We start from the raw sequence: 21,958 nt of genomic DNA on the forward strand, positions 1-21,958 counted from the left end.
CGCCCCCGCAGTCTTTGCGGGGGCGTTTTTTTACGAGTCCTGACGGGACTGGGCTCCATACCGTAGCCCGGATGAAATCCGGGGGCCATTGGCGCTGCCTGGGTGTCGGCGCGACATGGACAGCATGGCGCTGTTCTGCGCTCAGCTCAGCCCCGCCAACAGCTGCGCGCAATCCTGCGCGTGCAGCTCGGTCAGCTCCGGCCAGGGGTTGTCCGGCAGGTTGACCAGCACGCTGCGCGCACCGGCGGCCTGGGCGCACTCCAGGTCGAAGCGGTAGTCGCCGACCATTACCAGCTCACGCGGCGTAACGCTCCAGCGCTCGGCCAGGTGCAGCAGCCCACCCGGATGCGGTTTGGGTGGAGCCTCATCGCGGCCAAGAATGTCCGCCCTGGCAAAGCAGTCATCCAGGCCGATGGCCTGCAATGTCAGCAACGCCAGCGAGTGAGCATTGCGGGTGAGGATGCCGAGCTGGCAGCCACGCTCGCACAGGGTGCGCACCAGCTCGATGGCGCCCGGCGCCGGGCGCGAGGCCACTGCCAGCTCGCGCTCGTGCTCGAGCAGCCAGGCATGCTTGGCCGCGGCCTCCTCTGCCGGTAGCGCCGCCAGGTGATGAAGGATGTCCTCCTCCTGGGGAATGCCCAGCGCCCGCTTGATCGCCGGGAAATCATGCACGGCCAGGGTCAGGGTGCCGTCCATGTCGAACACCCAGTGACGTGCTTCGCGCAATCTATTCACTTCCAGTCCTCGCGCACGCGGGTCAGGCCTTCCTGCGCGGCCGAGGCCACCAGCTCGCCCTGGCGGTTATAGATGCTGGCACGGGAGAAACCACGGGCGTTGCCGGCCCAGGGGCTGTCCATGGCGTAGAGCAGCCAGTCATCCATACGCAGGTTGCGGTGGAACCACAGCGAATGGTCGAGGCTGGCGACCTGCATGAACTTCTGGAACACCGACACGCCGTGGGGCTGCATCGAGGTGGTCAGCAGGTTGAAGTCACTGGCGTAAGCCAGCAGGTACTTGTGCAGTTGCGGGTCGTCCGGCAGCTCGCCGGCCGCGCGGAACCACACGTACTTGACCGGTTCGCAGGGCTGCGGGGCAAAGGGGTTGATCAGGGTGACCGGGCGGATCTCGATCGGCTTGTCGCTGATCAACCGCTCGCGCATGCGCTCGGGAATCATCGGCGCAACCATCCGTGCCAGCTCGGTTTCCGACTTCAGGCCCTCGGGGCCGGGAACGTCCGGCATCGGGCTCTGGTGGTGAAAACCTTCCTCCTCGTACTGGAACGAGGCACTACAGAAGAAGATGGGATGGCCCTTCTGTACCGCCACCACGCGGCGGGTGCTGAAACTGCCACCATCGCGGGTGCGCTCGACCTGATAGACCACCGGCAAACTGGCATCGCCGGGACGCAAGAAATAACCGTGCATGGAGTGCACGTGGCGCGCCTCCTCGACCGTCTGGCTGGCGGCGGAAATGCATTGGCCAAGCACCTGGCCGCCGAACAGCTGGCGAAAACCGAGATCCTGGCTGCGGCCACGGAACAGGTTTTCCTCGATCTGTTCCAGGCTCAGCAGCGCGACCAGATCGTCGAGTACCTGGGTCATGGAGTCTCTCCTTGTGCAGGGGTTGGTAATCGCGGTTGGGAATAGGCCGGCAGGGAAGTCAGGCGTTCATCCCATACAGCGCGGCCAAGGGTGAAATGGTAAAGACTTTGCCAGCCGCTGTCGGCATCTCCGAGCAATTCCCGCAAAGCGTCGTCGAAATAACAACCGATGCCAGTACCCGAAAGCCCGGCCGCCTCGGCTTCCAGATAGAGCAACTGGCCGATCTGGCCACATTCCCAGTAGAGCCGTGGATAACGCCAGGCGCCATCCGTCACGGCGCGCTCCACCCGCGCCAGCATGGCCAAGGCGACACAGCCGTCGGCGGCAATGTCCTGGCCGCAGCTGAGAAACCCCGCCAGACCACGCGCATCGCCTTCAAGCAGACGATACAGCGGCAGATCCTCGTCCACCCGCTGCCACAGATAATCCTCGCGTAGCGGCTGCACACCGCTGCCCGTGCGATCCAGCCAGTACAGACCAGGCGCAAGCCCCTGCACACGATGGACGAACAGCAGCAGGTCGATCTCGCTCGGCTCACCGCTGACGGCGAACGGCACCGGCGATTGCACCGGCATCAGGCGGCGCAGCCAGGCCAGCAGCAGTGCAGCCTGAATACCGCTGCGGCCGTCCATGCTTTGCGCACTGCGTCGGCGATGCAGGATGGGCCTCAAGGGTAGGCCGGGATTGTCATTGCGAACACCAGCAGCATCTACGCTCCAGGCGGCGCGAGGACGTGCCGGCGCAAGGCATAGCCCATGTATGCGCTGCAACTCGGGCCAGTGGCGATACTCACGGGACAGGCGATTGGGCGCACCGCTCCGCTCAAGCTGCGCCAACGCCGTCAGCAGGGTCTCGGGCAGCGCGAACTCCATCGCCTGCGCAGGACCTATCCATAGCAGGCAGTCGCCGTGTTCGGCCTCGTGAAAGCCCTCATCATCCAGCCCCAGCAGGCCGTCCAGACACACTTCGGCCACGCCGTGGAGCATACGCACCTGCCAGCCCTGCACGCTGGCGGCGATGGCCAGCGCCGCCAGGGCGTGCCCCAGGTCGTGCTGGCAATAACGATAAGCCCGCTCGCCGTACTTCCAGGCTTCGCGCCAGGCAATGCTGCTCAGGCCGAGGAGAAAACCACCCGGCGGCAGGCTGTTGGCAAGCTGCTGGCCGAGCGGCGCAGGCAGCTCACTGCGTATCTCCAGCGCATGGATATCCGGGGCATAGTGGGCCAACACAGCGGCTTCAGCCACGGCACCCGGCGGCAACAGCAGATAAGCCTCGGTCGGGTGCAGGTTGCCGGACGACGGGTTGACCCGCAGCGCCCAGCGGCTGCCGCCAGCCTCCTTCCAGGCGGAAATGGCCAGGCTGTCGTACAGCAGTTGCGAGACGCTACCTCGATTCAGTGGTGCGGGCGGCGCCTGCGGTCCGGCGAATGCAACATCGTAGGCCGGCCCCTCCTCCAGCGGGCGGTGGTACAGCTCGATCAGCCGGGCACCGTCGTAGCGACGAAACGGTGCCGGCTGAGTTGCCCAATCCAACTGCCCCGGCCCCGGTGCGAAGCGCTCGGGGGCGTGTTTGCTGAGCTGGTGATAGGCGAGCACGTCCGTCATCGCTGCGCCTCCCACTGCTCGCGGCTTATGCGGTAGAGCACGTGCGGCTGCAAGGGATGACCGGACGGCACGCGCGGATGGAGAAAATCGCCGCTATCGTCGCGCTGCATACCGATGCTACGCATCACCGCCTGTGACGGCAGGTTGGCCGGCACGGTGAAACTCAATACCTCGTCCAACCCAAGCTGCTCGAAGGCCACGGCCAGTGAAGCGCGCGCCGCCTCACTGGCATAACCCTGACGCCAGTGCGCCCGCGCCAGACGCCAGCCGATTTCCACGGCAGGTACGAACGGCGCATCGAAGCCGACCTGTGCCAGGCCGGTGACGCCGATCAGTTCGCCAGTGTCACGCCGCTCCAGCGCCCAGAAGCCAAAGCCGTGCTCATCGAAATGCGCCCGGATGCGCGCCAGCAGTTGTGCGCTGTGCTCGGCGTCCATAGGCGCGGGAAAATGACGCATCACCTCGGCATCGGCATTGAGTGCGACCAGCGCCGGCAGGTCACTGTCGCGCCAGGCACGCAGCAAGAGGCGCTCGGTGGAGGTTTCGATCAGGGGCATGGCGATTGTCTCGATTGGCTGCGACCATATGGCGTCGACTCGATGAGCACTTATTGTATGCCGCATACAGCCCGCCCTTCGCGGCCAGGCATCGTTTCCCCATGAAGAAATTCCGCCTGCTGCACGATCACCTGGTCGACAGCGACCTGACTGGCGAGCTGTCATACGAGAACCCGCGCAGAAAATATCTGGCAAAGCCAGGCATAAAGGACGACGACAGATAGCATGTACCACGGAGAAAAATTCAACGCCTGGAGCCACCTGATTGGCGCCGTTCTGGCGGCCATCGGTGCGGTATGGCTGCTGGTACTGGCCAGCTCCACGGGCGACCTGTGGAAGATAGTCGCAGTGGCCATCTACGGTGTCACCCTGCTATTGCTGTACAGCATCTCCACCCTCTACCACAGCATGCGCGGCCCGGCGAAACGGGTGATGCAAAAACTCGATCACCTGTCGATCTACCTGCTGATTGCCGGCAGTTACACCCCTTTCTGCCTGGTAACCCTGCGCGGCCCCTGGGGCTGGACCTTGTTCGGCATCGTATGGAGCCTGGCGCTGATCGGCATGCTGCAGGAAATCAAGCCTCGCTCCGAAGCACGCGTGCTGTCGTTGATCATCTACGCGGTGATGGGCTGGATCGTGCTGGTGGCGGTAAAGCCCTTGATCGCCGCCCTGGGTATGACCGGCTTCAAATGGCTGGCGGCTGGTGGCGTGCTCTACACCGTAGGCATCATCTTCTTCGCCTACGACAGCCGCTTTCGCCACTGGCATGGCATCTGGCACCTGTTCGTCATGGCCGGCAGCCTGCTGCATTTCGTGGCGATTCTGCTCTACGTGCTGTGATGACTTTCTCCCGACGATTGAAAAACGCCCACACCATCCATGCTCTGACGGGGCATAGTGACCAGTGTGCGTATCAATTGGATCGCCGATTACAACGTCAAGCCATTGCCGCTGGTTGCCCGGCGAAAAGGCGGAGGCCTGGTGATTGCCTGGATTGGCTGCGACCATAGCGCGTCGATTCGATGAGCACTTACTCTATGCCGCTACCGCTGGTCTACCACGAGGATTACAGCCCGCCCTTCCCGGCCGGGCATCGTTTCCCCATGGAGAAATTCCGTCTGCTGCGCGATCACCTGGTCGACAGCGGCCTGACCACCGATGCCGAGCTACAGCGTCCCGAGTTGTGCCCGGCGGAGATCCTCGCCCTGGTGCATTGCCCGGACTATATCGCCCGCTACATGGCTGGCGAGCTTTCCTACGAGGACCAACGCCGCCTTGGCCTGCCCTGGAGCGATGCCCTAGCGAGGCGTACCGTGCGCGCCGTGGGCGGCTCGCTGCTGACCGCCGAACTGGCCCTGCGTCATGGCCTGGCCTGCCACCTGGCTGGCGGCACGCACCATGCGCATTACGACTTTCCGTCAGGATTCTGCATCTTCAACGACCTCGCGGTGATCGCCCGCTATCTGCTCGAAGCTGGACGCGTGCACCGGGTGCTGATTTTCGATTGCGACGTGCATCAGGGCGACGGCACCGCGCGGCTGCTGGAAGACGAACCGGACGCCGTTACCGTGTCGCTGCATTGCGAGCAGAACTTCCCGGCACGCAAGGCGCAGAGCGACTGGGATATCCCCCTGCCACGCGGCATGGGCGACGAGGATTACCTCAAGGTGGTGGACGACATCCTCAACTACCTGCTGCCGATCTACCAGCCGGACCTGGTGCTCTACGATGCGGGCGTCGACGTGCACAAGGACGATGCCCTGGGCTACCTGCAACTCACCGACGCTGGCCTGGCGGCACGTGACGAAGCCGTGCTGCAGCACTGTCTGGGCCGCGATATTCCTGTGCTGGGGGTGATCGGCGGCGGCTACTCCAAGGACCACGCCACCCTCGCCCGCCGCCACGGCATCCTGCATCACAGCGCGGCGAGGGTTTGGGCTGCGCGCGGGTTGGGCTAGACACTCGTAGGGCGGGTGAAACCCGCCAATTCGCAGGTGGCGGGTTGCTCCCGCCTCCAGAAGGCATCCCCCTCCGCGACAGCATCTCCCCTCACAGAGCAACCACGGTATGGCAGCGCGAGGATTGGACTAGCCCTGTAGGGCGGGTGAAACCCGCCAATTCGCCAGTGGCGGGTTGCACCCGCCCTACGTGATCCTGACGATCAGCCGGCCAGCACCTTGTCCAACGCCTGCTCCAGGGTCGCCACGGTGCGCTCGATATTGCCCAGCTTGTCCAGCCCGAACAGGCCCAGGCGGAAGGTCTGGAAGTCGGCCGGCTCGTCGCATTGCAGCGGCACACCGGCGGCGATCTGCAGGCCGACGGCGGCGAACTTGGCGCCGGTCTTGATCTGCGCATCGTCGGTGTAACAGACCACCACGCCCGGCGCCTCGAAGCCCTTGGCGGCGACGCTCTTGAAGCCGCGCGCGGCCAGCAGTGCGCGCACCCTATCACCGAGTTCCTGCTGTTGCTCGCGCACCTTGGCGAAGCCGATGGCCTTGGCCTCCAGCATGGCGTCGCGGAAACGCGCCAGGGCATCGCTGGGCATGGTGGCGTGGTAGGCGTGGCCGCCCTGCTCGTAGGCCTGCATGATCTGCAGCCATTTCTTCAGGTCGCAGGCGAAGCTGGTGCTCTGCGTCGCTTCGACGCGCGCCTGGGCGGCTTCGCTGAGCATCACCAGCGCGCAACACGGCGAGGCGCTCCAGCCCTTCTGCGGGGCGCTGATCAGCACGTCGATGCCGCAGGCCTGCATGTCCACCCAGAGGGTGCCGGAGGCAATGCAGTCGAGCACGAACAGGCCGCCGACCGCATGCACCGCATCGCTCACCGCGCGCAGGTAGTCGTCCGGCAGGATCATCCCCGAGGAGGTTTCCACGTGCGGGGCGAACACCACCTGCGGCTTGTGCTCGGCGATGGTGGTCAGCACTTCGTCCAGAGGCGCCGGGGCGAAGGCTGCCTGTGGGCCGTCCGCAACCGGACGCGCCTTGAGCACATGGGCCTCGGCGGGAATCCGGCCCATCTCGAAGATCTGCGTCCAGCGGTAGCTGAACCAGCCGTTGCGGATCACCAGGCACGTCTGCTCGGTGGCCAACTGGCGCGCCACCGCCTCCATGCCATAGGTGCCGCTGCCAGGCACTACTGCCACGGCATGGCCGTTATAGACCTGTTTCAGGGTGGCAGAGATATCGCGCATCACGCCCTGGAACGACTGCGACATATGGTTCAGCGAGCGGTCGGTGTAGACCACCGAATATTCGAGCAGGCCATCGGGATCGATATCGGGGCAGATCTGGGACATAACGGGCTCCAGCCAAAAAGGTTCGGACAGAACCTGCCCCAACCCAGGGCAAATGACAAGGCCGAGGAGCACTCGGGTACCAGGCTGCTGAAAAACTACCTGCGTTGGCAATACTGCGTTAAAAACAGCCTCGCGTGCGAGCCCAGTCAAAATGCTCATTTACAGCACGTAAAGTCGAGCGCGACTCCGACCGTTTTTCGGCTGTTTTTGCGGGGCCGCCATAGGTATTGTCTTGCCTGCCTCGCCTACGTATTTCAACTGCCTGGTAGAATGCACAGCCGTTCCCTGACCGCCCCGCCACCATGACCACAGACAGCCCGACCACCGCTCATCACGTCGCCATCATCGGCGGCGGCCCTGCCGGGCTGATGGCTGCCGAAGTGCTGGCGCAAGGCGGCGTGCGCGTGGAGCTGTTCGATGCCATGCCCTCAGTGGGGCGCAAATTCCTGCTGGCCGGCGTCGGCGGCATGAACATCACCCACTCCGAGTCCAAGGACGCCTTCATCGGCCGTTATGGCGAGCGTCAGGCCGAGATCGCAGCGCTGCTGCGCGAATTCGACGCTGATGCCTTGCGCGAGTGGATTCATGGCCTGGGTATCGACACCTTCGTCGGCACCTCCGGCCGTGTGTTCCCCTGCGACATGAAGGCCGCGCCGCTGCTGCGCGCCTGGCTGCGCCGGCTGCGCGAGCTGGGCGTGATGATCCACACCCGCAGCCGCTGGCTGGGCTGGAACGCCGATGGCAGCCTGCGCATCGCCAGCGCGGACGGCGAGCGCGCCCTGGCCGCCGATGCCTGCCTGTTGGCGTTGGGCGGTGGTAGCTGGGCGCGACTGGGCTCGGATGGCGCCTGGGTGCCGCTGCTGCAGGCGCGCGGTATCGAGGTCGCGGCGTTGAAGCCGAGCAACTGCGGCTTCGAGGTCGAGGGCTGGAGCGATCATCTCAGGGAAAAATTCGCCGGGGCGCCACTGAAGAACGTCGCCTTGAGCCTGCCTGGCCAGGCGCCTCGCATCGGCGAGTTCGTGCTAACTGCAGGCGGCATCGAAGGCAGCCTGGTGTACGCCTTTTCCGCCGATATCCGCAGCGCCATCGAGGCCGACGGCCAGGCCGTGATTCACCTCGACCTGTTGCCGCGGATGCCATTGGTCAAGCTGCTGCAGGCGCTGGCCAAGCCACGCGGCAAGCACTCGATGGCCAAGCACCTGCATCGCCAGGCCGGGCTGGACGGCGTGAAGGCTGCCCTGCTGCGTGAACTGGCGCCGGCTGCCGCATTTGCCGAACCGGCTGCTCTGGCGTCCTGGATCAAGGCGCTGCCGATCACCCTGCTGCGCCCTCGGCCGCTAGATGAGGCGATCAGCAGCGCTGGCGGCGTGCCCTTCGCGGCGCTGGACGAAGGACTGATGCTCAGATCCCTGCCCGGCGTGTTCTGCGCCGGTGAAATGCTCGACTGGGAAGCGCCCACCGGCGGCTACCTGCTCACCGCCTGCTTCGCCAGCGGGCGGGTCGCGGCGCTGGGCCTACTCGACTGGTTGCATGCCGTGTAGTTGTAGGGTGGGCCGGGCGGCGAGCGCTTCAGCGCCATCTGCCAGGGTTTCATCGGCGAGACCATCGCCGGAGAGGCGCTGCTGCTGTTCCATGACTCGGAAGTGGACGACATGGCGTGCCTGCTCGGCTGGCAGCCGGAGAACAAAGCGCAAACCTCGGAGATGTTACTGGACCAGGCCAGCATGCCAGTCTCGACCAGCTGATCCAGGTCAACCGCCAGCGCTGGGGCAAAGCCCTGGCCGTGGAGATCAGCTATAGCCTGGAAGGCCATGCCATCCACTTCGATCTGCTGTTGTTCACCGAAGATTCGATCAAACGCCTGACCAACAAGATCGACTACCTGATGGAGTGAGGCGATGCCCGCACAGATCGATATCAAGGAAGTTCACCGGCTGCTCGACATCGCGCAATGCATCGACGTCGGCGTGGTGGTGCTCGACCGCCAATACCGCCTCGAAGTGTGGAATGCCTTCATGGAGAACCATTCCGGGCTGGGGCCGGACCAGGTACAGGGGCGTTCGTTGTTCGAGCTGTTCCCGGACATTGACCGCCCCTGGCTGGAGCGCAAAGTGGAAAGCGTGGTGCAATTGGGCACCCGGCTACGGTTCTAGGTTTCCATGCGCCATGGCCGTCGCGGTTAAAGCCCCTCCCACGGAACATGTCCTGCCATGTGGGAGGGGCTTTAGCCGCGAGCGATCTGCCCCGGATTTCACCCGTGCTACAACTGAGTGCGCTGCCCTACTTCTTGCCGCCTTTGGGCTTGCTGCCGAAGCTCGGTACCTTGCGCACAGCCTTGGCCTTGGGCTTGGCGTCCTCTTCCTCGAACCAGCGGCCGAGGTGAATATTGCCCCTGCCGCCGCTCTTCGCGGCGCCCGCACCGGGGATCAGCTTCTGCTTGGGTTTCTTCGGTTTTTTCAGCACCTGGCCACCGACCGCCGTCAGCGGTACGCGGTGATCGGGGATGAAGTCCGGCTCATCGACACGCTTGATCAATTGCTGGGTCAGGTTCTCGATCGCCGCCAGTTGATCCACCTCGTCGGCGCAGACCAGGGAGATCGCCTCGCCCGTACTGCCGGCGCGGCCGGTACGACCGATACGGTGCACGTAGTCTTCGGCGTTGATCGGCAGGTCGAGGTTGACCACCAGCGGCAGGTCATCGATATCCAGGCCACGCGCGGCCACGTCGGTGGCCACCAGAATCTGCACCTCGCCAGCCTTGAAGCGTTCCAGTGCGCGCAGGCGGCTCGGCTGTGGCTTGTCGCCGTGAATCGAATCGGCTGACACGCCCATGGCCAGCAGCTCCTGTTCGAGCTGATCGACACCCTTGCGGGTCTTGGCGAACACCAGCACCTGGCCCCAGCGTTTTTCCTGCAGCAGGTGCAGGAGCAGCTCGCTCTTGCGCTTCTTGTCCACCGGGATCAGCCACTGTTTGACGCTCTTGGCCGCCGCATTGCGCGGACTGACCTCGACCGACAGCGGGTCGCGCAGCAGCTCGCCGGCCATCTGCCGGATGGCATCGGAAAAGGTGGCGGAGAACAGCAGGGTCTGGCGCTTTTTCGGCAGTGCACTGAACAGCTCGTCCAGCTCGCGGGCAAAACCCAGGTCGAGCATGCGGTCGGCCTCATCCAGCACCAGGGTCTGCAACTGGGAGAACTTCACCGCGTTCTGCCGATACAGGTCGAGCAGTCGCCCCGGCGTGGCCACCAGCACATCGACGCCCTTGCGCAGCTTCATCATCTGCGGGTTGATGCTGACCCCGCCGTACACCGCATAGCTGGTCAGCGGCAGGTGCTGGCCGTAGCTCAAAAGGCTCTGCAGCACCTGCTCGGCCAGCTCGCGAGTCGGCGTCAGCACCAGCGCACGCACGCTGTTGCTGGTGACCTGCGGGCCTTCCAGAGTCAGGCGCTGCAGCAGCGGCAGGGCGAAACCAGCGGTCTTGCCGGTGCCGGTCTGCGCCGCGGCCATCAGATCACGACCCTTGAGCACGGCCGGGATGGCCTGGCTCTGTACCGGGGTCGGGGTCTGGTAGTCGAGATCAGCAAGGGTATGCAGCAACGGCTCGATCAAACCGAGAGAGGCGAAGGTCATGACGGGTAACCGCAGGAAGTAAAAGAACTGGCGCGTAGTTTACCCGTGCCAACCCGCTTGTAGGAACCCGCTTGCGGGCGATTGGCAACGGATCGCCCGCAAGCGGGCTCCTACCCAAGAAGCGGCGTACTGCATGGCCCGAATGTAATCCAGGCTACGCCGCGGCCAGCAGCGCCCGTACCTTGGCAGCCGACAGATTCTGCAACTGGCAGAGAAAGGCATGATCGGCCTGGTGCCGGCCATGGCGCTCGCGCAACAGGCCGAACAGGTGCAGTGTCAGGTTCGCGGCCATCTCGGCATCGGCCAGCGCACGGTGGGCACGACCGGTATCCGGCAGGCCGGCCCAGGCATTGAGGTTGCCCAGCTTGTGGCTTGGCGCCTCGGGCAGCAGACGGCGCGACAGCAGCAGCGAACAGGCGAAGGGCTGCGCACGACGCCGGCGTACCCGCGCCAGCTCGGCGTCCCAGAATTTCTGGTCGAAGGAAGCGTTATGCGCCAGCAACGGCCTTTCGCCGATGAAGTCGGCCACCTCGTTCATCACCTGCTCCGACGGCGGCGCCTTGCGCAGCATGGCGTTGCTGATACCGGTGAGCTGCTCGATGAATGGCGGCACCCAGGCGCCGCTATTCATCAGGCTCTGGTAGCGGTCGACGATGCGCCCGTCCTCGATGATCGCCACGCCGATTTCGGTGGCGCGCGCCTGAGCCGGCGACACGCCAGTGGTTTCGAAGTCGATGACGGCAATGGATTCCACGTAAAACCTCAGAACATGTGAAGAAGTCGTCGCGAGCGATGGCAGGTCGCGTTTCGCCTGCGCGCAGCAAGCGGAGTGTATTGAAATACATGAGCATGGCGAGCACAGCGGTGAACCTGCTGACAGCGTCTCAGTGATTGCGCAGCAACAATTCACCCTCGATGGGCACGTACAAACTGGCCGCGCGAATCAGCGACTGCGCCGTCAGCCCGGGCGCGCCATAGGCGATGGCCTCGACGCCACGACTGCGCACGCGCTCGAGCAGCAGGTCGAAGTCGCCGTCACCGGAGGCCAGGACGATCTCGTCGACGCGCTCGACGGCATCGAGCACGTCAATGGTGATGCCGACATCCCAGTCGCCCTTGGCCGAGCCGTCGCTGCGCTGGATGTAGGGTTTGAGCTTCACGGTGAAGCCCAGCTTGCGCAGGGTCTGCTGGAACTGCTGCTGTTTGGCGTCACCACGGTCAATGGCATAGGCGTACGCCTCGACGATTACGCCACGGCGGCTGACCTCGGCCCACAGCACGCTGTAGTCGAAGTGGCAGCCATAGACCTGGCGCACCGTGTAGTAGAGGTTCTGCACATCGGCGAATACGGCGATCTTCTTCACCGGGAGTCCTCGGGGGCGACGAAGGCACCAGTATGCCAGAGCTGGGCCGCGGATGCGGCCGGGGCTGGCCCGAGCGCGGCGCAGCCCCTATCCTTGGCGCCATGACGTTTCTACAACAGCTGTGCCAGCGTAACCTCGACCTGCTCCAGAGCCAGGGAATCAGCCACCGCCTGGTCGAGCATGAGCCGGTGCTGGATTACCCCACCGCCCATGCCGTGCGCCAACGTTTCGGCCTGCGCGGCGTGGAGAGCAAGAGTTTGTTCCTGCGCACCGGTGCTCAACGCTACGCCATGCTGATCAGCCTCGAAGGCGCCCGCGCCGACTGGGCCAGGCTCAAGACGCTGCTCGGCAGTCGCCCGCGCATCGCCAGCGACGAGGAACTGATCGAGCAAACCGGCTGCGTGCCGATGTGTGCCTGTCCGTTCGGCCATGACGCCGGCATCACCCTGCTGATCGACCGCGCGGTGCTGGCCTGCGACTTCCTGCTGTATTCACCCGGCCCACCCGAACTGACCCTGGAAGTGCCCGGCAGCGAACTGCCGCGTCTGCTCAAGGCGCAGCCCAACGCGCAGCTGGAGTACTCTTGAACCCATTCGACTGCCCCGGCGAACGGCCACAGCGCCCACGCCCTCACACTTGGTAACCTGCCAATGAAGCCTCTGTCCGTGCTGCGCGACGCCTGGTTTTTCTCCAGCCACAACCTGCTGGCCATTGCCCGCCTGACCCTGCCGCTGTTGCTGCTCGAAGCCATCGCCCAGACGATCCTCGCCGCCCAGCTCGGCGAAGGCGCCAACCCGGCCTATGGCGTGCTGCTCGGCATACTCTTCTACCCGCTGTATGCCGCACCGCTGATTCTCTTCCTGCATGCGCGCAGCATCGGCCAGACGCCCGGCAACGCGCAGCTGTTCGCGGCCGGGCTGCAACTGTGGCCGACCTTCGCCCTGATGACCGGATTGAGCACTCTGGCAATCATGCTCGGCCTGTCGCTGTTCATCGTGCCGGGCATCTGGATCATGATGCGCCTGGCCTTTTCCGAACTGATTCTGGTACTGCGCCAGGAGCCGCCGCTACGCGCGTTGCAGGCCAGCTTCACGTTGACCGAGGGGCGCTTCTGGCCGGTGTTCACCTGCCTGGCCAACGTGCTGGTGCCGTTGTGGCTGCTCGACTGGTGGACGCAGCCGAGCCAGAGCGACACCCTGCTATGGGTGCTGCATCAGACCGGCAACGGCTTCCTGCAGTTGTTCGCCATCGTGGTGCTGTTCCGCCTGTTCATGCTGCTCGAACCGCAGCAGGCGGCAAATGGTGAGAACAGTGACTAGGCTTGCTGTTTTCCCCGGCCCGGAGCGCGCCATGAGCGAAACGAACCCCAGCATCCTGTCCCACGTATCCATCGGCACCAATGACTTCGAGGCTACCAGCACCCTCTACGCCAAGGTGCTTGCCACCCTCTGTTGTCGGGAAATCATGCGCCATCCTGGGGCGGTGGCCTTCGGCCGCGATTACCCGGAGTTCTGGATGCAGACGCCAATCAATGGTCAGCCGGCGACCCTCGGCAACGGCAGTCACTTCGGCTTCATCGCCCCGGACAAGGCCTCGGTGCATGCCTTTCACGAGGCAGCTTTGGCAGCCGGCGGCCAGGACGAAGGCCAGCAGATCGATATCCAGCCCCTGCAACTGACCGTTCTCGTCCTCCATGCGAAAGGGCGGCCAGAGGTCGGTCATCACCCGTAGGGATTCGCCTTCGCCAGCCCGGCACAGAGGCGTCAGAATCAACAGTGCGAGTAGCCAAAGACGCATCAATTGCGCCCCGAACGCTGTGGCCGCAACCCGGAAAGCCGCGGTAGCAACACCCGCTCGAACAACCTCGGGAAGAAGCGCGCCAGCACCCGGGCGCGCCAATCGACGTTGGACAACACCAGCAGCCGCCGACGCTTGAGTGCCCCATGATAGATGGCCTCGGCGACATCCTGCGGCGAGGCCACCTTGCCCATCGCCAAGGGCGGTTGGGCAGCCACCGAGCCGTCACCGACCAGAGCGTTCTTGCGCAGGTCGGTCGCGGTAAAACCTGGGCACACCAGCATCACGTTCACACCCGAGCCCTTGAGCTCAAAGCGCAGCGTCTCGAACAAGCCATGCAGCGCGTGCTTGCTGGCGTTGTAAGCGCTGCGATAGAGCAACGGCGCGATACCCGATAGTGAGCTGAGGACGATGATCTGCCCGCCGCGGGCAATCAGGCTGGGCAGCGCTGCCTGGGTGCAGTAGAGCGCGCCGAAATAGTTGACCGCCATGACCCGCTGGAACACTTCCAGACTGGTCTCGGCGAAGGTGCTGCGATGAGTGATGCCGGCATTGTTGACCAACACATCGATACCGCCGAAACGTTCCACCGCCAGCGCCACCGCGCGCTGCACCGCCTCGGCGTCAGCCACGTCGCAGAGCAGCCCCAGCGCCTCGGCGTTGTGATGATCGGCCAGGTGCTGCACCAGGCTGTCCAGCGCTGCCTGCTGCAGATCGAGAATCACCAGGCGCGCACCAGCCTGGGCCAGGCGTATCGCCAAGGCGCGACCGATGCCGGCACATCCACCCGTGATGAGTACGACCTTGCGGTCGAACACCTTGTTGGCGAATACCTTGCGATACATGCGTTGCTCCCGCTGCCCTGGCCTCGGCGACACTACAACCTGTTATGGCTGCCATCGCAACAGGGCGGCGTGGCTGTGTGCTTGCAGCCACAGAAAAATACCTGTTCGGCGCGCTCGGCATGGTACTTCAGTGGCGTCAGCCCGCTGCCCTTGTGGCTGCCATCGCAGAATGGCTGGCTGGCGCTGCGCCCACAACGGCACCAGAAATAATCCCGACCGGCCTCCACATCCACCGCGTAGGGGCCACGCTGAGCGATCAGCGGCTGGTTCATCGCAACCTCCCGGCAGGATCGCGCATGCCTGGGCCGACAGGCCGCAGTCAGGTATCCTCGCCTCCTTCCAGCATAGTCGCCCGTTTCGCCATGTCCCTGCCTCGCCCGCTTCGCCTGCTCCTGCTCATTGTGTTGCCATTGCTCGCTGTGCTGATTGCGCTGGTGTACAGCCTGACCTGGCGCCCGCTGCCCCATGAAGAAGCAGCCGTGTCATGCAGCGGGCAGGTGGCGCAGCTGCAGCCCGGCCAGGCACTCAAGGTGATGACCTGGAACGTGCAGTACCTGGCCGGCAAGCGCTACGTGTTCTGGTACGACCTGCCCGGCGGCGATGGACCGGACGAGCGCCCGAGCAGCGCCGACCTGGCCGTCACCCTGGATGAAGTGGTGCGCGTGCTGCGCGACGAACAACCGGATGTCGTACTGCTGCAGGAGCTGCACGACAAGGCCAAGGCCAGCGACTACCAGGATCAGCTGGCCCTGCTGCAAGCGCGCCTGAGCGACCTTTACCCCTGCAGCACCGAGGCCTTCTACTGGAAGGCCGGTTTCGTTCCGCACCCGCGCATCCTCGGCAGCGTCGGCATGAAACTCGGCACCCTCAGTCGCTTCCAGATCGCCCGCGCCGAACGCCTGCAATTGCCCATGCTCGAGAGCGACCTGCTGAGCCGTCAGTTCCAGCTCAAGCGCGCCTTGCTGGTCAGCTACCTGCCGATTCGTGGTGGCGACGAACTGGTGGCGATCAACACCCATTTCGATGCCTTCGCCCAGGGCGAGGACACCATGCAGCGCCAGGTGGAGATGACCGACGGCCTGCTCCAGCAGCTGCAAACCAGCGACAAAACCTGGGTGCTGGGCGGCGACCTCAACCTGCTGCCACCCGGTCAGTTCCAGCATCTGCCGGAGGATCAACGTAGCTGGTACGCCGCCGACAGCGAATTACAGGACCTGGCCCGGCGCTACCCGATGATCCCCAGCCTACAACAGGCCAGCGGCGCACAGCAGGCGCAGTGGTACACCCACTATCCCAACGACCCGGCCGCCAGTGGCCCGGATCGCACCCTCGACTACCTGTTCTACAGCCCGCGCCTAACACCACTGGCCAGCCGGGTGCGGCAGCACGACACCCTGAGCATTTCCGACCACCTGCCGGTGATCGGGCGTTTCTTCCTGCCCAGCCAGGAATGAACCGGGCTGGACAAGCCAACCCGGTTTTGTCCATGCTAGCCGGGTATTACAAAAAAAAGACAAGACGGCCAATCGCCGCGGTCCAAATGCCTATACGCTTCTGCCTGCTACTCATCGCTCTGCTCTGGCTGCCGGCTCTCTGCACTGCCGAGGCTAGGCCACGCATTCATGTGGGGTACTACGAGTTTCCGCCCTTTTCCTATACCGACGCCCAGGGTCAACCCAGCGGCTCGGGGCTTGATCTGACGGCGCGCCTGCTCGAGGCGGCAGGCTATGAAGCCGACTTTCGCTCCTACCCCGGCGCACGACTCTACAGCGGCCTGCTCGATGGCAGCATCCAGCTCTGGGCTGGCGCATCCGGCAAACCGCAGTTGGCCGGGCAGACCCTCGAGAGTTGGCACCTGCTGGGCGAAATCACCCTCAACCTGTACTTCCGACAGGACACACCCGCGCCCACCATTCCAGACGATCTGACAGGTCGCGGGGTAATTCTGATCACGGGCTACAGCTACTGGCAGGACGTCAACCAATGGCTGGAGGATCCGGCACGCAATATCTCCCTTCACCGCACCCGCAGCCACATCTCGGCACTGGAGATGCTCCAGCGCCGACGTGGCGACTACCTGCTGGACTACCAGGCGCCCGTTGAACAGGCCATGCGCACGCTGGGCATGGCTGAACTGCCCTTCGTCGAGGTACAGCGTCTGCCGCTGCGGCTGATCTATTCGCGACGTGCGCCTGATGCCGAGCGCCTGCGCGATGATCTGGACCGGGCCTATCAGCGCTTGCAGGATGCCGGCGAGGATCTGCAGCTGTACTGACCCTTCAATCGCCGCGCAGCCTGGCCAGCGCACGCTCCAGGCTGGCGTGCGACAGCTCGCCCAGGTGACTGCCGACCTGCCGGCCCTCGGCATCGTAGAACAGCGTGGTGGGTAACGCCCGCGAGCCCACCAACTGACCCAGCTGCACCTGCTCGTCGAGCAGCAGATTGTCCAGACTCAGTTGCTGCGCGGCGAGGAACTCACCCACCAGCGCAGCACTTTCCCCCTGGTTGACGAACAGGATGGTGATAGCAGCCTCACGCTGCTGCGCCTGCATCAGCACCGGCATCTCACGTCGACATGGCGGGCACCAGGTGGCCCACAGGTTGACCACCAGCGGCTGGCCGGCGTAGTCACGCAGGTTCACCGGATTACCCTGCATATCCCGCACCTGCAGATCAGGCAGTCGCGTGCCCTGCTCCAGCGCATGCAACATCAGGTTGCCACCCAGCCACAGCGCCAGACCGACGCCCATCGCCACGCCCAACGGCCGGCGCAATTGTGCCTGGCGCCAGAGATACCAGGCGCCCAACGCAAGTCCCGCGAGCACACCCGGCCAGGCGATGAAGCCGCCATCACGGATATCCACCGCTCGCCACGGCTGATCGCGGAAATACTCGGCATACACCAGCACGAACGCCAGCCGCGCCACCAGCAAGCCCAGCATCAGCATGCGGAACAACTGACTTTCCGGATTGCAGCCGTGGCGACGACCGATCAACCAGCCAACCAGTGTGGCCAGCAGCAGGCTGCCAAACAGCAGCACATGGGAAACACCAAGGGCCAAGGGCCCGACGTCCAGGGTCAGCATCGACTTCTCATTTTCTCGGTTTGGCCCGCGCCGTGGGCTCGGCGATCAATGGGTCGTCCGGCCAGTAGTGCTTCGGGTAGCGCCCCTTGAGGTCCTTCTTCACCTCCAGGTAGGTATTGGCCCAGAAGCTGGCCAGGTCCTGCGTCACCTGCACCGGCCTGCGCGCGGGTGACAGCAGATGCAGCTTGAGGCCGAGGCGGCCACCAGCGATGCGCGGCGTGGCGGCCAGGCCGAACAGCTCCTGCAGGCGCACGGCGAGCACCGGCGGGTTTTCCGTGTAGTCGATGGCAATGCGTGAGCCGGACGGCACGCTCAGCGCGCGCGGCGCCAACTCGTCGAGGCGTTGCGGCAGTGGCCAGGGCAGCAGCGTCTGCAGGATCGACGGCAGGTCGAGGCCTGCGAAGTGGCTGAGGCGGTTGACCTTGCTTAAGAATGGCGTCAGCCACTGCTCGAGGCTGGCCAGCAGCGCGGCATCCGACAAGTCCGGCCATTCGCTCTGCCCCTGTTGCTGCAGGTCCAGCTCACGCAACAGGGCCACCCGCGCCTGCCACTGGCGCAGCTCCGGAGTCCAGGGCAGCAGTTCCAGGCCCTTGCGCCGCACCAGGCCGACCAGGGCGCTGCCGCGCGCCGCCTCGTCCAGCGCGGCCAGCGCCTGGCGTTCCAGCACCAGCTCGCCGACCTTGCGCTGGCGCTCGGCGCGCAGCACGCCTTCACGCTCGTCCCAGTCGAGCACGTCCAGCGTCGCGACCTGCTCGGCGAGCTCACGCTCGAACAGCGCCGGGTCGAGATCGGCGGCGAGATAGATACGTTCCTCGCGCTGACCCTGGCGGCTGCCCAGGTCGGCCACCACCAGCCATTCATGCTTCATCAGCGCATCGGCTTCACCGAACTGCGCGGCGCGGCCATTGGCCAGGCGGTAGTCGGCACCCCCAACACGGCGCTGCTGGGCGATGCGGTCGGGGTAAGCGAAAGCCAGCAGGCAGCCGAGCCAGCGCGGATGCTCGGGATCACTCACCATCTGGTTCGCCGACCGCCCCCTGAGCAGCCCCTGGAACTGCTTGGCCAGTTGCCGCGCGCGCTGCACGCCGCCCACGGCGTTGCGCGCGGCGCGGCTTTCGCCGCTGAGCAGGGCCAGACGACTGTGCAAGTCGGCGCCACCGCCGCGCAGGATATCGCGCTCGGACAACAGCGCGGCCAGATCGCAGGCCAACGCACCGAGGCCCAGCGCCTGGCCGCGCAGCAGCAGATGGGCAATACGCGGATGGCTCGGCAGCTCGGCCATGGCCTGGCCGTGGGCATTGAGTGCACCACGTTCATCCAGCGCACCAAGGCGACCGAGTAGATCCAGCGCCTGGGCGTAGGCGGCAGGCGGTGGCACGTCTAGCCAGCTCAGTTCCTGCGGTGTCACGCCCCAGCGCAGCAGTTGCAAGGCCAGTTCGGCCAGATCAGCCTGCAAAATCTCCGCGCCGGAATAGGCACTGAGCTGTTCGTGCTGCGCCTGCGACCACAGCCGATAGCACACGCCCGGCTGCAGGCGCCCGGCACGACCGGCGCGCTGGGTGGCGGAGGCGCGGGAAATGCGCTGGGTGTCGAGGCGGGTCATGCCACTGGCCGGGTCGAAGCGCGGCACCCGCGCCAGGCCGGCATCGATGACCACACGCACGCCGTCGATGGTCAGGCTGGTCTCGGCGATATTGGTGGCCAGCACCACCTTGCGCTTGCCCTCAGGCGCCGGCTCGATGGCGGCACGCTGGGCGGACAGATCCAGCTCGCCATGCAGCGGACAGAGCAGGATGTCGTCGTGCCCGCTCAGCACCTCGCCCAGTTGCTCGGCCACGCGGCGAATCTCGGCCTGCCCCGGCAGGAACACCAGCAGGCTGCCCGGCTCGTCGGCCAGGGCCTGCGATACCGTCTGCACAACCCGCGGTTCGATCCACTCACCGGGCGCCAGCGGCGCGCTCCAGCGGATATCCACCGGGAACATGCTCCCTTCGCTGCGCAGCACCGGCGCCTCGCCAAGCAGTGCCGACAGACGCTCGCCTTCGAGAGTGGCGGACATCAGCAGCACCTTGAGCGGTGCCTCGCCGCTGTCTTCGCCGCGGAACATGGCGCGGCCGTTGAGCGTCAGCGCCAGGGCCAGATCGGCATCCAGACTTCTTTCATGGAATTCATCAAAGATCACCAGGCCGACGCCATCCAGCGCCGGATCGTCCTGCAGGCGGCGGGCCAGGATGCCTTCGGTGACCACCTCGATGCGCGTGTTCGGCCCCACCTTGCTGTCCAGGCGAATGCGATAACCAACCGTCTCGCCGACCCGCTCGCCCAGCTCGCTGGCCAGGCGTTCGGCCGCGGCACGCGCTGCCAGGCGACGCGGCTCGAGCATGAGGATGGTTTGCCCGGCCAGCCAGGGCGCATCGAGCAGCGCCAGTGGTACGCGGGTGGTCTTGCCAGCGCCGGGCGGCGCCTCCAGCACCACTTCGTGGCGGGCGCTCAGCGCATCACGCAAATCAGGCAGCAGCGAATCGATCGGCAGGGTGTTCATCATTTCTCCACAGCAGGTCGGCGATTATAACGGCGAACCGCCTGCCAACTTGCTGGTCTGAAACAGCGCGCTGCAGTTTTGCAATCATCGCCTTGCTATAGTTGCGCCACTTTTTTCTGGAGGTGCTCATGCGCACGAAATCCCGCTTCATCGCCGGCGTTGTCGCCGCTACCCTGCTCGCCCAACTGACTGCTTGCGGCTCGATCTTCTACCCGGACCGCCGCGGCCAGATCGAAGGCCGGATCGACCCGGTGATCGCCGGAGCCAATGCCATCGGCATCCTGTTCTACGTGATTCCTGGCCTGATCGCCTTCGCCGTGGACTTCGCCACCGGCGCCATCTACCTGCCCGAAGGCCAGACCGCCCAGGTCGACCCGCAGCAGCTCAAGCAACTGATCGGCGAAGACGGCAAGGTCGACCAGTACGCGCTCAAGACCCTGATCGAAACCAGCACCGGCCACCAGTTGCCGCTGGACGATCCGCGCCTGATCCAGCACAGCGGCAGCGCCGAACAACTGGCAGCCTACGGCCTGCGTCCGGCCGCCTGAATCCATGCATGACCCACAGCACGCCAGGCTGATGCGCCTGGCCACCCGGGCAGCGCTGACGGTGGCGCTGACCCTGGTACTGGCCAAGGCGGTTGCCTGGTGGCTGAGCGGTTCGGTCAGCCTGCTGGCCGGCCTCACCGATTCGCTGCTCGATAGCGCCGCCTCGCTGATCAACCTGGTTGCCGTGCACTTCGCCCTGCGCCCTGCCGACGAGGATCACCGCTACGGCCACGGCAAGGCCGAGGCGCTGGCCGGGCTGGGCCAAGCGCTGTTCATCGGTGTCAGTGCCGTGCTCATTGGCCTGCAGGGCGTCGAGCGCCTGCAAGTGCCACAGCCGCTGGAAGCCGAAGGTATCGGCATCGCCGTCATGCTGCTGTCGCTGGCCTTGACCGTCGCCCTGCTGAGCTTTCAACGCAAGGTGGTGCGCGAGACTGGCTCCACCGCGATTCACGCCGACTCGCTGCACTACCGCTCCGACATCCTGCTCAACAGCAGCATCCTCCTCGCCCTGCTACTGACCCGTTTCGGCTGGCAGCAGATGGATGCGATCTTCGCCATCGGCATCGCCTTCTACATCTTCTGGAGCGCCATCAGCATCGTGCGCGGCGCTGTGGCCGTACTGATGGACGAGGAACTGCCCAGCGAGACCACTCAGCATATGTACCAGCTGGCCACCTCGGTGCCGGGCGTGCTCGGCGCGCACGATCTGCGTACACGCATTTCCGGTACGCGCTGGTTCGTCCAGTTGCACCTGGAGCTGCCGGGTGAGATGAGCCTGTCGCAGGCCCATGCTCACTGCGTGGCTGTGGAGAAGGCGATTCATGAGCACTATCCACGTGCCGAAGTGCTGGTGCATGCCGATCCGCCGGAAGTGGTCCAACGCTGACCACAACGCCCCGCCTCTCGAAAATCGCCCAAGCCCACGAGCCTCCTGCAGAAATCCCAGGCAATAAAAAAGGGGCCTCGCGGCCCCCTCGGGAAATCTGTCCGGTGCTGGCGATGCTGTCGCCGCTTTCGTCGCCCGCCTGGTTGGGCAGTGCGGACCCGGGTGCCGGTGCGATCCGGTAGGACCGTCGGCGCCGGCTC

At 65.2% G+C, this 21,958-nt stretch carries 23 protein-coding genes and 3 pseudogenes; 13 read left to right on the forward strand and 13 right to left on the reverse strand.

Annotated elements, in window-relative coordinates:
- Positions 1-141 precede the first annotated feature (141 nt).
- From BLT86_RS14485 to BLT86_RS14500, 4 genes are read right to left on the reverse strand one after another with little or no spacing between them, the layout of a single operon-like run.
- Positions 142-735 carry an HAD family hydrolase gene (locus tag BLT86_RS14485; protein ID WP_092377589.1) on the reverse strand — a complete coding sequence of 198 codons (594 nt, stop codon included), beginning with the start codon at positions 733-735 and terminating at the stop codon, positions 142-144.
- The gene (tesB, locus tag BLT86_RS14490; RefSeq protein ID WP_004424620.1) at positions 732-1,601 is read right to left on the reverse strand and encodes an acyl-CoA thioesterase II; all 870 of its coding nucleotides are present in this window, start codon (positions 1,599-1,601) and stop codon (positions 732-734) included. Before tesB ends, BLT86_RS14485 begins: the two co-directional genes overlap by 4 nt.
- Positions 1,598-3,205, reverse strand: a complete 1,608-nt coding sequence (locus BLT86_RS14495; protein ID WP_092377592.1) for a SagB/ThcOx family dehydrogenase — start codon at positions 3,203-3,205, stop codon at positions 1,598-1,600. The genes tesB and BLT86_RS14495 overlap by 4 nt, the downstream gene beginning before the upstream one ends.
- Complete coding sequence (locus tag BLT86_RS14500) at positions 3,202-3,762, reverse strand: GNAT family N-acetyltransferase (protein ID WP_039965039.1); 561 nt, start codon at positions 3,760-3,762, stop codon at positions 3,202-3,204. Before BLT86_RS14500 ends, BLT86_RS14495 begins: the two co-directional genes overlap by 4 nt.
- 53 nt (positions 3,763-3,815) lie before the next feature.
- Between BLT86_RS14500 and BLT86_RS26450 the strand changes: the two are divergent.
- The 3 genes and pseudogenes from BLT86_RS26450 to BLT86_RS14510 all read left to right on the forward strand — a co-directional run.
- Positions 3,816-3,938 (forward strand): annotated as a pseudogene (locus BLT86_RS26450) (histone deacetylase); the annotation flags it as partial.
- A 49-nt stretch (positions 3,939-3,987) separates the two neighbouring features.
- On the forward strand, positions 3,988-4,605 hold the full coding sequence (trhA, locus tag BLT86_RS14505; protein ID WP_004424630.1) for a PAQR family membrane homeostasis protein TrhA: 618 nt from the start codon (positions 3,988-3,990) through the stop codon (positions 4,603-4,605).
- Positions 4,606-4,802: 197 nt separating this feature from the next.
- Positions 4,803-5,723: a histone deacetylase family protein gene (locus tag BLT86_RS14510; RefSeq protein WP_092377595.1), complete on the forward strand. Its 921-nt coding sequence runs from the start codon at positions 4,803-4,805 to the stop codon at positions 5,721-5,723.
- 203 nt (positions 5,724-5,926) lie between these two features.
- On the opposite strand, the gene BLT86_RS14515 is transcribed toward BLT86_RS14510, so the two are convergent.
- Positions 5,927-7,060, reverse strand: a complete 1,134-nt coding sequence (locus tag BLT86_RS14515; RefSeq protein WP_092377597.1) for an aminotransferase class V-fold PLP-dependent enzyme — start codon at positions 7,058-7,060, stop codon at positions 5,927-5,929.
- Between the two features lie 302 nt (positions 7,061-7,362).
- Here BLT86_RS14515 and BLT86_RS14520 point away from each other — a divergent pair, with 302 nt between their 5' ends.
- The 3 genes and pseudogenes from BLT86_RS14520 to BLT86_RS14530 all read left to right on the forward strand — a co-directional run.
- Entirely contained in the window at positions 7,363-8,601 is a 1,239-nt protein-coding gene (locus tag BLT86_RS14520) for a TIGR03862 family flavoprotein (RefSeq protein ID WP_092377600.1), read from the forward strand.
- Positions 8,602-8,619: 18 nt separating this feature from the next.
- Positions 8,620-8,954 (forward strand): annotated as a pseudogene (locus BLT86_RS14525) (response regulator); the annotation flags it as partial.
- Between the two features lie 4 nt (positions 8,955-8,958).
- Positions 8,959-9,201: pseudogene (locus tag BLT86_RS14530) on the forward strand (PAS domain-containing protein); the annotation flags it as partial.
- A 139-nt stretch (positions 9,202-9,340) separates the two neighbouring features.
- Here the strand turns inward: BLT86_RS14530 and BLT86_RS14535 are convergent.
- The 3 genes from BLT86_RS14535 to BLT86_RS14545 all read right to left on the reverse strand — a co-directional run bounded on the left by BLT86_RS14535 (position 9,341) and on the right by BLT86_RS14545 (position 12,054).
- Entirely contained in the window at positions 9,341-10,690 is a 1,350-nt protein-coding gene (locus tag BLT86_RS14535; protein ID WP_092377603.1) for a DEAD/DEAH box helicase, read from the reverse strand.
- Positions 10,691-10,844: 154 nt separating this feature from the next.
- Complete coding sequence (locus BLT86_RS14540; RefSeq protein WP_092377607.1) at positions 10,845-11,444, reverse strand: 3'-5' exonuclease; 600 nt, start codon at positions 11,442-11,444, stop codon at positions 10,845-10,847.
- A 130-nt stretch (positions 11,445-11,574) separates the two neighbouring features.
- A complete protein-coding gene (locus tag BLT86_RS14545; protein WP_004424647.1) occupies positions 11,575-12,054 on the reverse strand; it encodes a LabA-like NYN domain-containing protein in 480 nt (159 codons plus the stop codon).
- A gap of 101 nt (positions 12,055-12,155) precedes the next feature.
- On the opposite strand from BLT86_RS14545, the gene BLT86_RS14550 reads away from it, so the two are divergent.
- The 3 genes from BLT86_RS14550 (at position 12,156) to BLT86_RS14560 (ending at position 13,785) form a co-directional block, all read left to right on the forward strand.
- Positions 12,156-12,641, forward strand: coding sequence for a YbaK/EbsC family protein (locus BLT86_RS14550; RefSeq protein ID WP_039965044.1), 486 nt, complete (start codon positions 12,156-12,158; stop codon positions 12,639-12,641).
- A gap of 63 nt (positions 12,642-12,704) precedes the next feature.
- Positions 12,705-13,373, forward strand: a complete 669-nt coding sequence (locus BLT86_RS14555) for a YciC family protein (protein WP_004424651.1) — start codon at positions 12,705-12,707, stop codon at positions 13,371-13,373.
- 31 nt (positions 13,374-13,404) lie between these two features.
- On the forward strand, positions 13,405-13,785 hold the full coding sequence (locus BLT86_RS14560; protein ID WP_231976545.1) for a VOC family protein: 381 nt from the start codon (positions 13,405-13,407) through the stop codon (positions 13,783-13,785).
- Between the two features lie 65 nt (positions 13,786-13,850).
- On the opposite strand, the gene BLT86_RS14570 is transcribed toward BLT86_RS14560, so the two are convergent.
- Both BLT86_RS14570 and BLT86_RS14575 read right to left on the reverse strand, forming a co-directional pair.
- A complete protein-coding gene (locus BLT86_RS14570; RefSeq protein ID WP_084340286.1) occupies positions 13,851-14,696 on the reverse strand; it encodes an SDR family oxidoreductase in 846 nt (281 codons plus the stop codon).
- A gap of 32 nt (positions 14,697-14,728) precedes the next feature.
- Positions 14,729-14,968, reverse strand: coding sequence for a CDGSH iron-sulfur domain-containing protein (locus BLT86_RS14575; protein ID WP_004424658.1), 240 nt, complete (start codon positions 14,966-14,968; stop codon positions 14,729-14,731).
- A 90-nt stretch (positions 14,969-15,058) separates the two neighbouring features.
- Here BLT86_RS14575 and BLT86_RS14580 point away from each other — a divergent pair, with 90 nt between their 5' ends.
- Positions 15,059-16,150 (forward strand): endonuclease/exonuclease/phosphatase family protein, encoded by a 1,092-nt coding sequence (locus BLT86_RS14580; protein ID WP_092377611.1) that lies wholly within the window; start codon positions 15,059-15,061, stop codon positions 16,148-16,150.
- A gap of 86 nt (positions 16,151-16,236) precedes the next feature.
- A complete protein-coding gene (locus BLT86_RS14585; protein ID WP_084340288.1) occupies positions 16,237-16,971 on the forward strand; it encodes a substrate-binding periplasmic protein in 735 nt (244 codons plus the stop codon).
- A 4-nt stretch (positions 16,972-16,975) separates the two neighbouring features.
- Here BLT86_RS14585 and BLT86_RS14590 read toward each other — a convergent pair whose 3' ends face one another.
- Genes BLT86_RS14590 through BLT86_RS25945 form a run of 3 tightly spaced genes read right to left on the reverse strand, consistent with a single transcriptional unit; the run spans position 16,976 to position 20,454 of the window.
- Positions 16,976-17,782 carry a TlpA disulfide reductase family protein gene (locus BLT86_RS14590; RefSeq protein WP_092377614.1) on the reverse strand — a complete coding sequence of 269 codons (807 nt, stop codon included), beginning with the start codon at positions 17,780-17,782 and terminating at the stop codon, positions 16,976-16,978.
- A 7-nt stretch (positions 17,783-17,789) separates the two neighbouring features.
- Positions 17,790-20,324 carry an ATP-dependent helicase HrpB gene (hrpB, locus tag BLT86_RS14595; protein ID WP_092377616.1) on the reverse strand — a complete coding sequence of 845 codons (2,535 nt, stop codon included), beginning with the start codon at positions 20,322-20,324 and terminating at the stop codon, positions 17,790-17,792.
- A complete protein-coding gene (locus BLT86_RS25945; protein ID WP_167377324.1) occupies positions 20,290-20,454 on the reverse strand; it encodes a hypothetical protein in 165 nt (54 codons plus the stop codon). Before BLT86_RS25945 ends, hrpB begins: the two co-directional genes overlap by 35 nt.
- Between BLT86_RS25945 and BLT86_RS14600 the strand changes: the two genes are divergently transcribed.
- Together BLT86_RS14600 and BLT86_RS14605 are read left to right on the forward strand one after the other, a co-directional pair.
- Positions 20,453-20,872 carry a hypothetical protein gene (locus BLT86_RS14600; protein ID WP_021489451.1) on the forward strand — a complete coding sequence of 140 codons (420 nt, stop codon included), beginning with the start codon at positions 20,453-20,455 and terminating at the stop codon, positions 20,870-20,872. The genes BLT86_RS25945 and BLT86_RS14600 overlap by 2 nt on opposite strands.
- Before the next feature lie 4 nt (positions 20,873-20,876).
- Positions 20,877-21,758: a cation diffusion facilitator family transporter gene (locus tag BLT86_RS14605; RefSeq protein ID WP_092377619.1), complete on the forward strand. Its 882-nt coding sequence runs from the start codon at positions 20,877-20,879 to the stop codon at positions 21,756-21,758.
- The last annotated feature ends 200 nt before the right edge of the window (positions 21,759-21,958 follow it).

Source organism: Pseudomonas sihuiensis (assembly GCF_900106015.1).
Classification (GTDB): domain Bacteria; phylum Pseudomonadota; class Gammaproteobacteria; order Pseudomonadales; family Pseudomonadaceae; genus Aquipseudomonas; species Aquipseudomonas sihuiensis.

Excerpts from the sequence above, each read along its gene's own strand:
- tesB (WP_004424620.1), bottom strand. The coding sequence starts at position 1,601 with ATGACCCAGGTACTCGACGATCTGGTCGCGCTGCTGAGCCTGGAACAG.
- BLT86_RS14495 (WP_092377592.1), bottom strand. The coding sequence starts at position 3,205 with ATGACGGACGTGCTCGCCTATCACCAGCTCAGCAAACACGCCCCCGAG.
- BLT86_RS14500 (WP_039965039.1), bottom strand. The coding sequence starts at position 3,762 with ATGCCCCTGATCGAAACCTCCACCGAGCGCCTCTTGCTGCGTGCCTGG.
- trhA (WP_004424630.1), top strand. The coding sequence starts at position 3,988 with ATGTACCACGGAGAAAAATTCAACGCCTGGAGCCACCTGATTGGCGCC.
- BLT86_RS14510 (WP_092377595.1), top strand. The coding sequence starts at position 4,803 with ATGCCGCTACCGCTGGTCTACCACGAGGATTACAGCCCGCCCTTCCCG.
- BLT86_RS14515 (WP_092377597.1), bottom strand. The coding sequence starts at position 7,060 with ATGTCCCAGATCTGCCCCGATATCGATCCCGATGGCCTGCTCGAATAT.
- BLT86_RS14520 (WP_092377600.1), top strand. The coding sequence starts at position 7,363 with ATGACCACAGACAGCCCGACCACCGCTCATCACGTCGCCATCATCGGC.
- BLT86_RS14535 (WP_092377603.1), bottom strand. The coding sequence starts at position 10,690 with ATGACCTTCGCCTCTCTCGGTTTGATCGAGCCGTTGCTGCATACCCTT.
- BLT86_RS14550 (WP_039965044.1), top strand. The coding sequence starts at position 12,156 with ATGACGTTTCTACAACAGCTGTGCCAGCGTAACCTCGACCTGCTCCAG.
- BLT86_RS14555 (WP_004424651.1), top strand. The coding sequence starts at position 12,705 with ATGAAGCCTCTGTCCGTGCTGCGCGACGCCTGGTTTTTCTCCAGCCAC.
- BLT86_RS14560 (WP_231976545.1), top strand. The coding sequence starts at position 13,405 with ATGAGCGAAACGAACCCCAGCATCCTGTCCCACGTATCCATCGGCACC.
- BLT86_RS14570 (WP_084340286.1), bottom strand. The coding sequence starts at position 14,696 with ATGTATCGCAAGGTATTCGCCAACAAGGTGTTCGACCGCAAGGTCGTA.
- BLT86_RS14575 (WP_004424658.1), bottom strand. The coding sequence starts at position 14,968 with ATGAACCAGCCGCTGATCGCTCAGCGTGGCCCCTACGCGGTGGATGTG.
- BLT86_RS14580 (WP_092377611.1), top strand. The coding sequence starts at position 15,059 with ATGTCCCTGCCTCGCCCGCTTCGCCTGCTCCTGCTCATTGTGTTGCCA.
- BLT86_RS14585 (WP_084340288.1), top strand. The coding sequence starts at position 16,237 with ATGCCTATACGCTTCTGCCTGCTACTCATCGCTCTGCTCTGGCTGCCG.
- BLT86_RS14590 (WP_092377614.1), bottom strand. The coding sequence starts at position 17,782 with ATGCTGACCCTGGACGTCGGGCCCTTGGCCCTTGGTGTTTCCCATGTG.
- hrpB (WP_092377616.1), bottom strand. The coding sequence starts at position 20,324 with ATGAACACCCTGCCGATCGATTCGCTGCTGCCTGATTTGCGTGATGCG.
- BLT86_RS14600 (WP_021489451.1), top strand. The coding sequence starts at position 20,453 with ATGCGCACGAAATCCCGCTTCATCGCCGGCGTTGTCGCCGCTACCCTG.
- BLT86_RS25945 (WP_167377324.1), bottom strand. The coding sequence starts at position 20,454 with ATGAGCACCTCCAGAAAAAAGTGGCGCAACTATAGCAAGGCGATGATT.
- BLT86_RS14605 (WP_092377619.1), top strand. The coding sequence starts at position 20,877 with ATGCATGACCCACAGCACGCCAGGCTGATGCGCCTGGCCACCCGGGCA.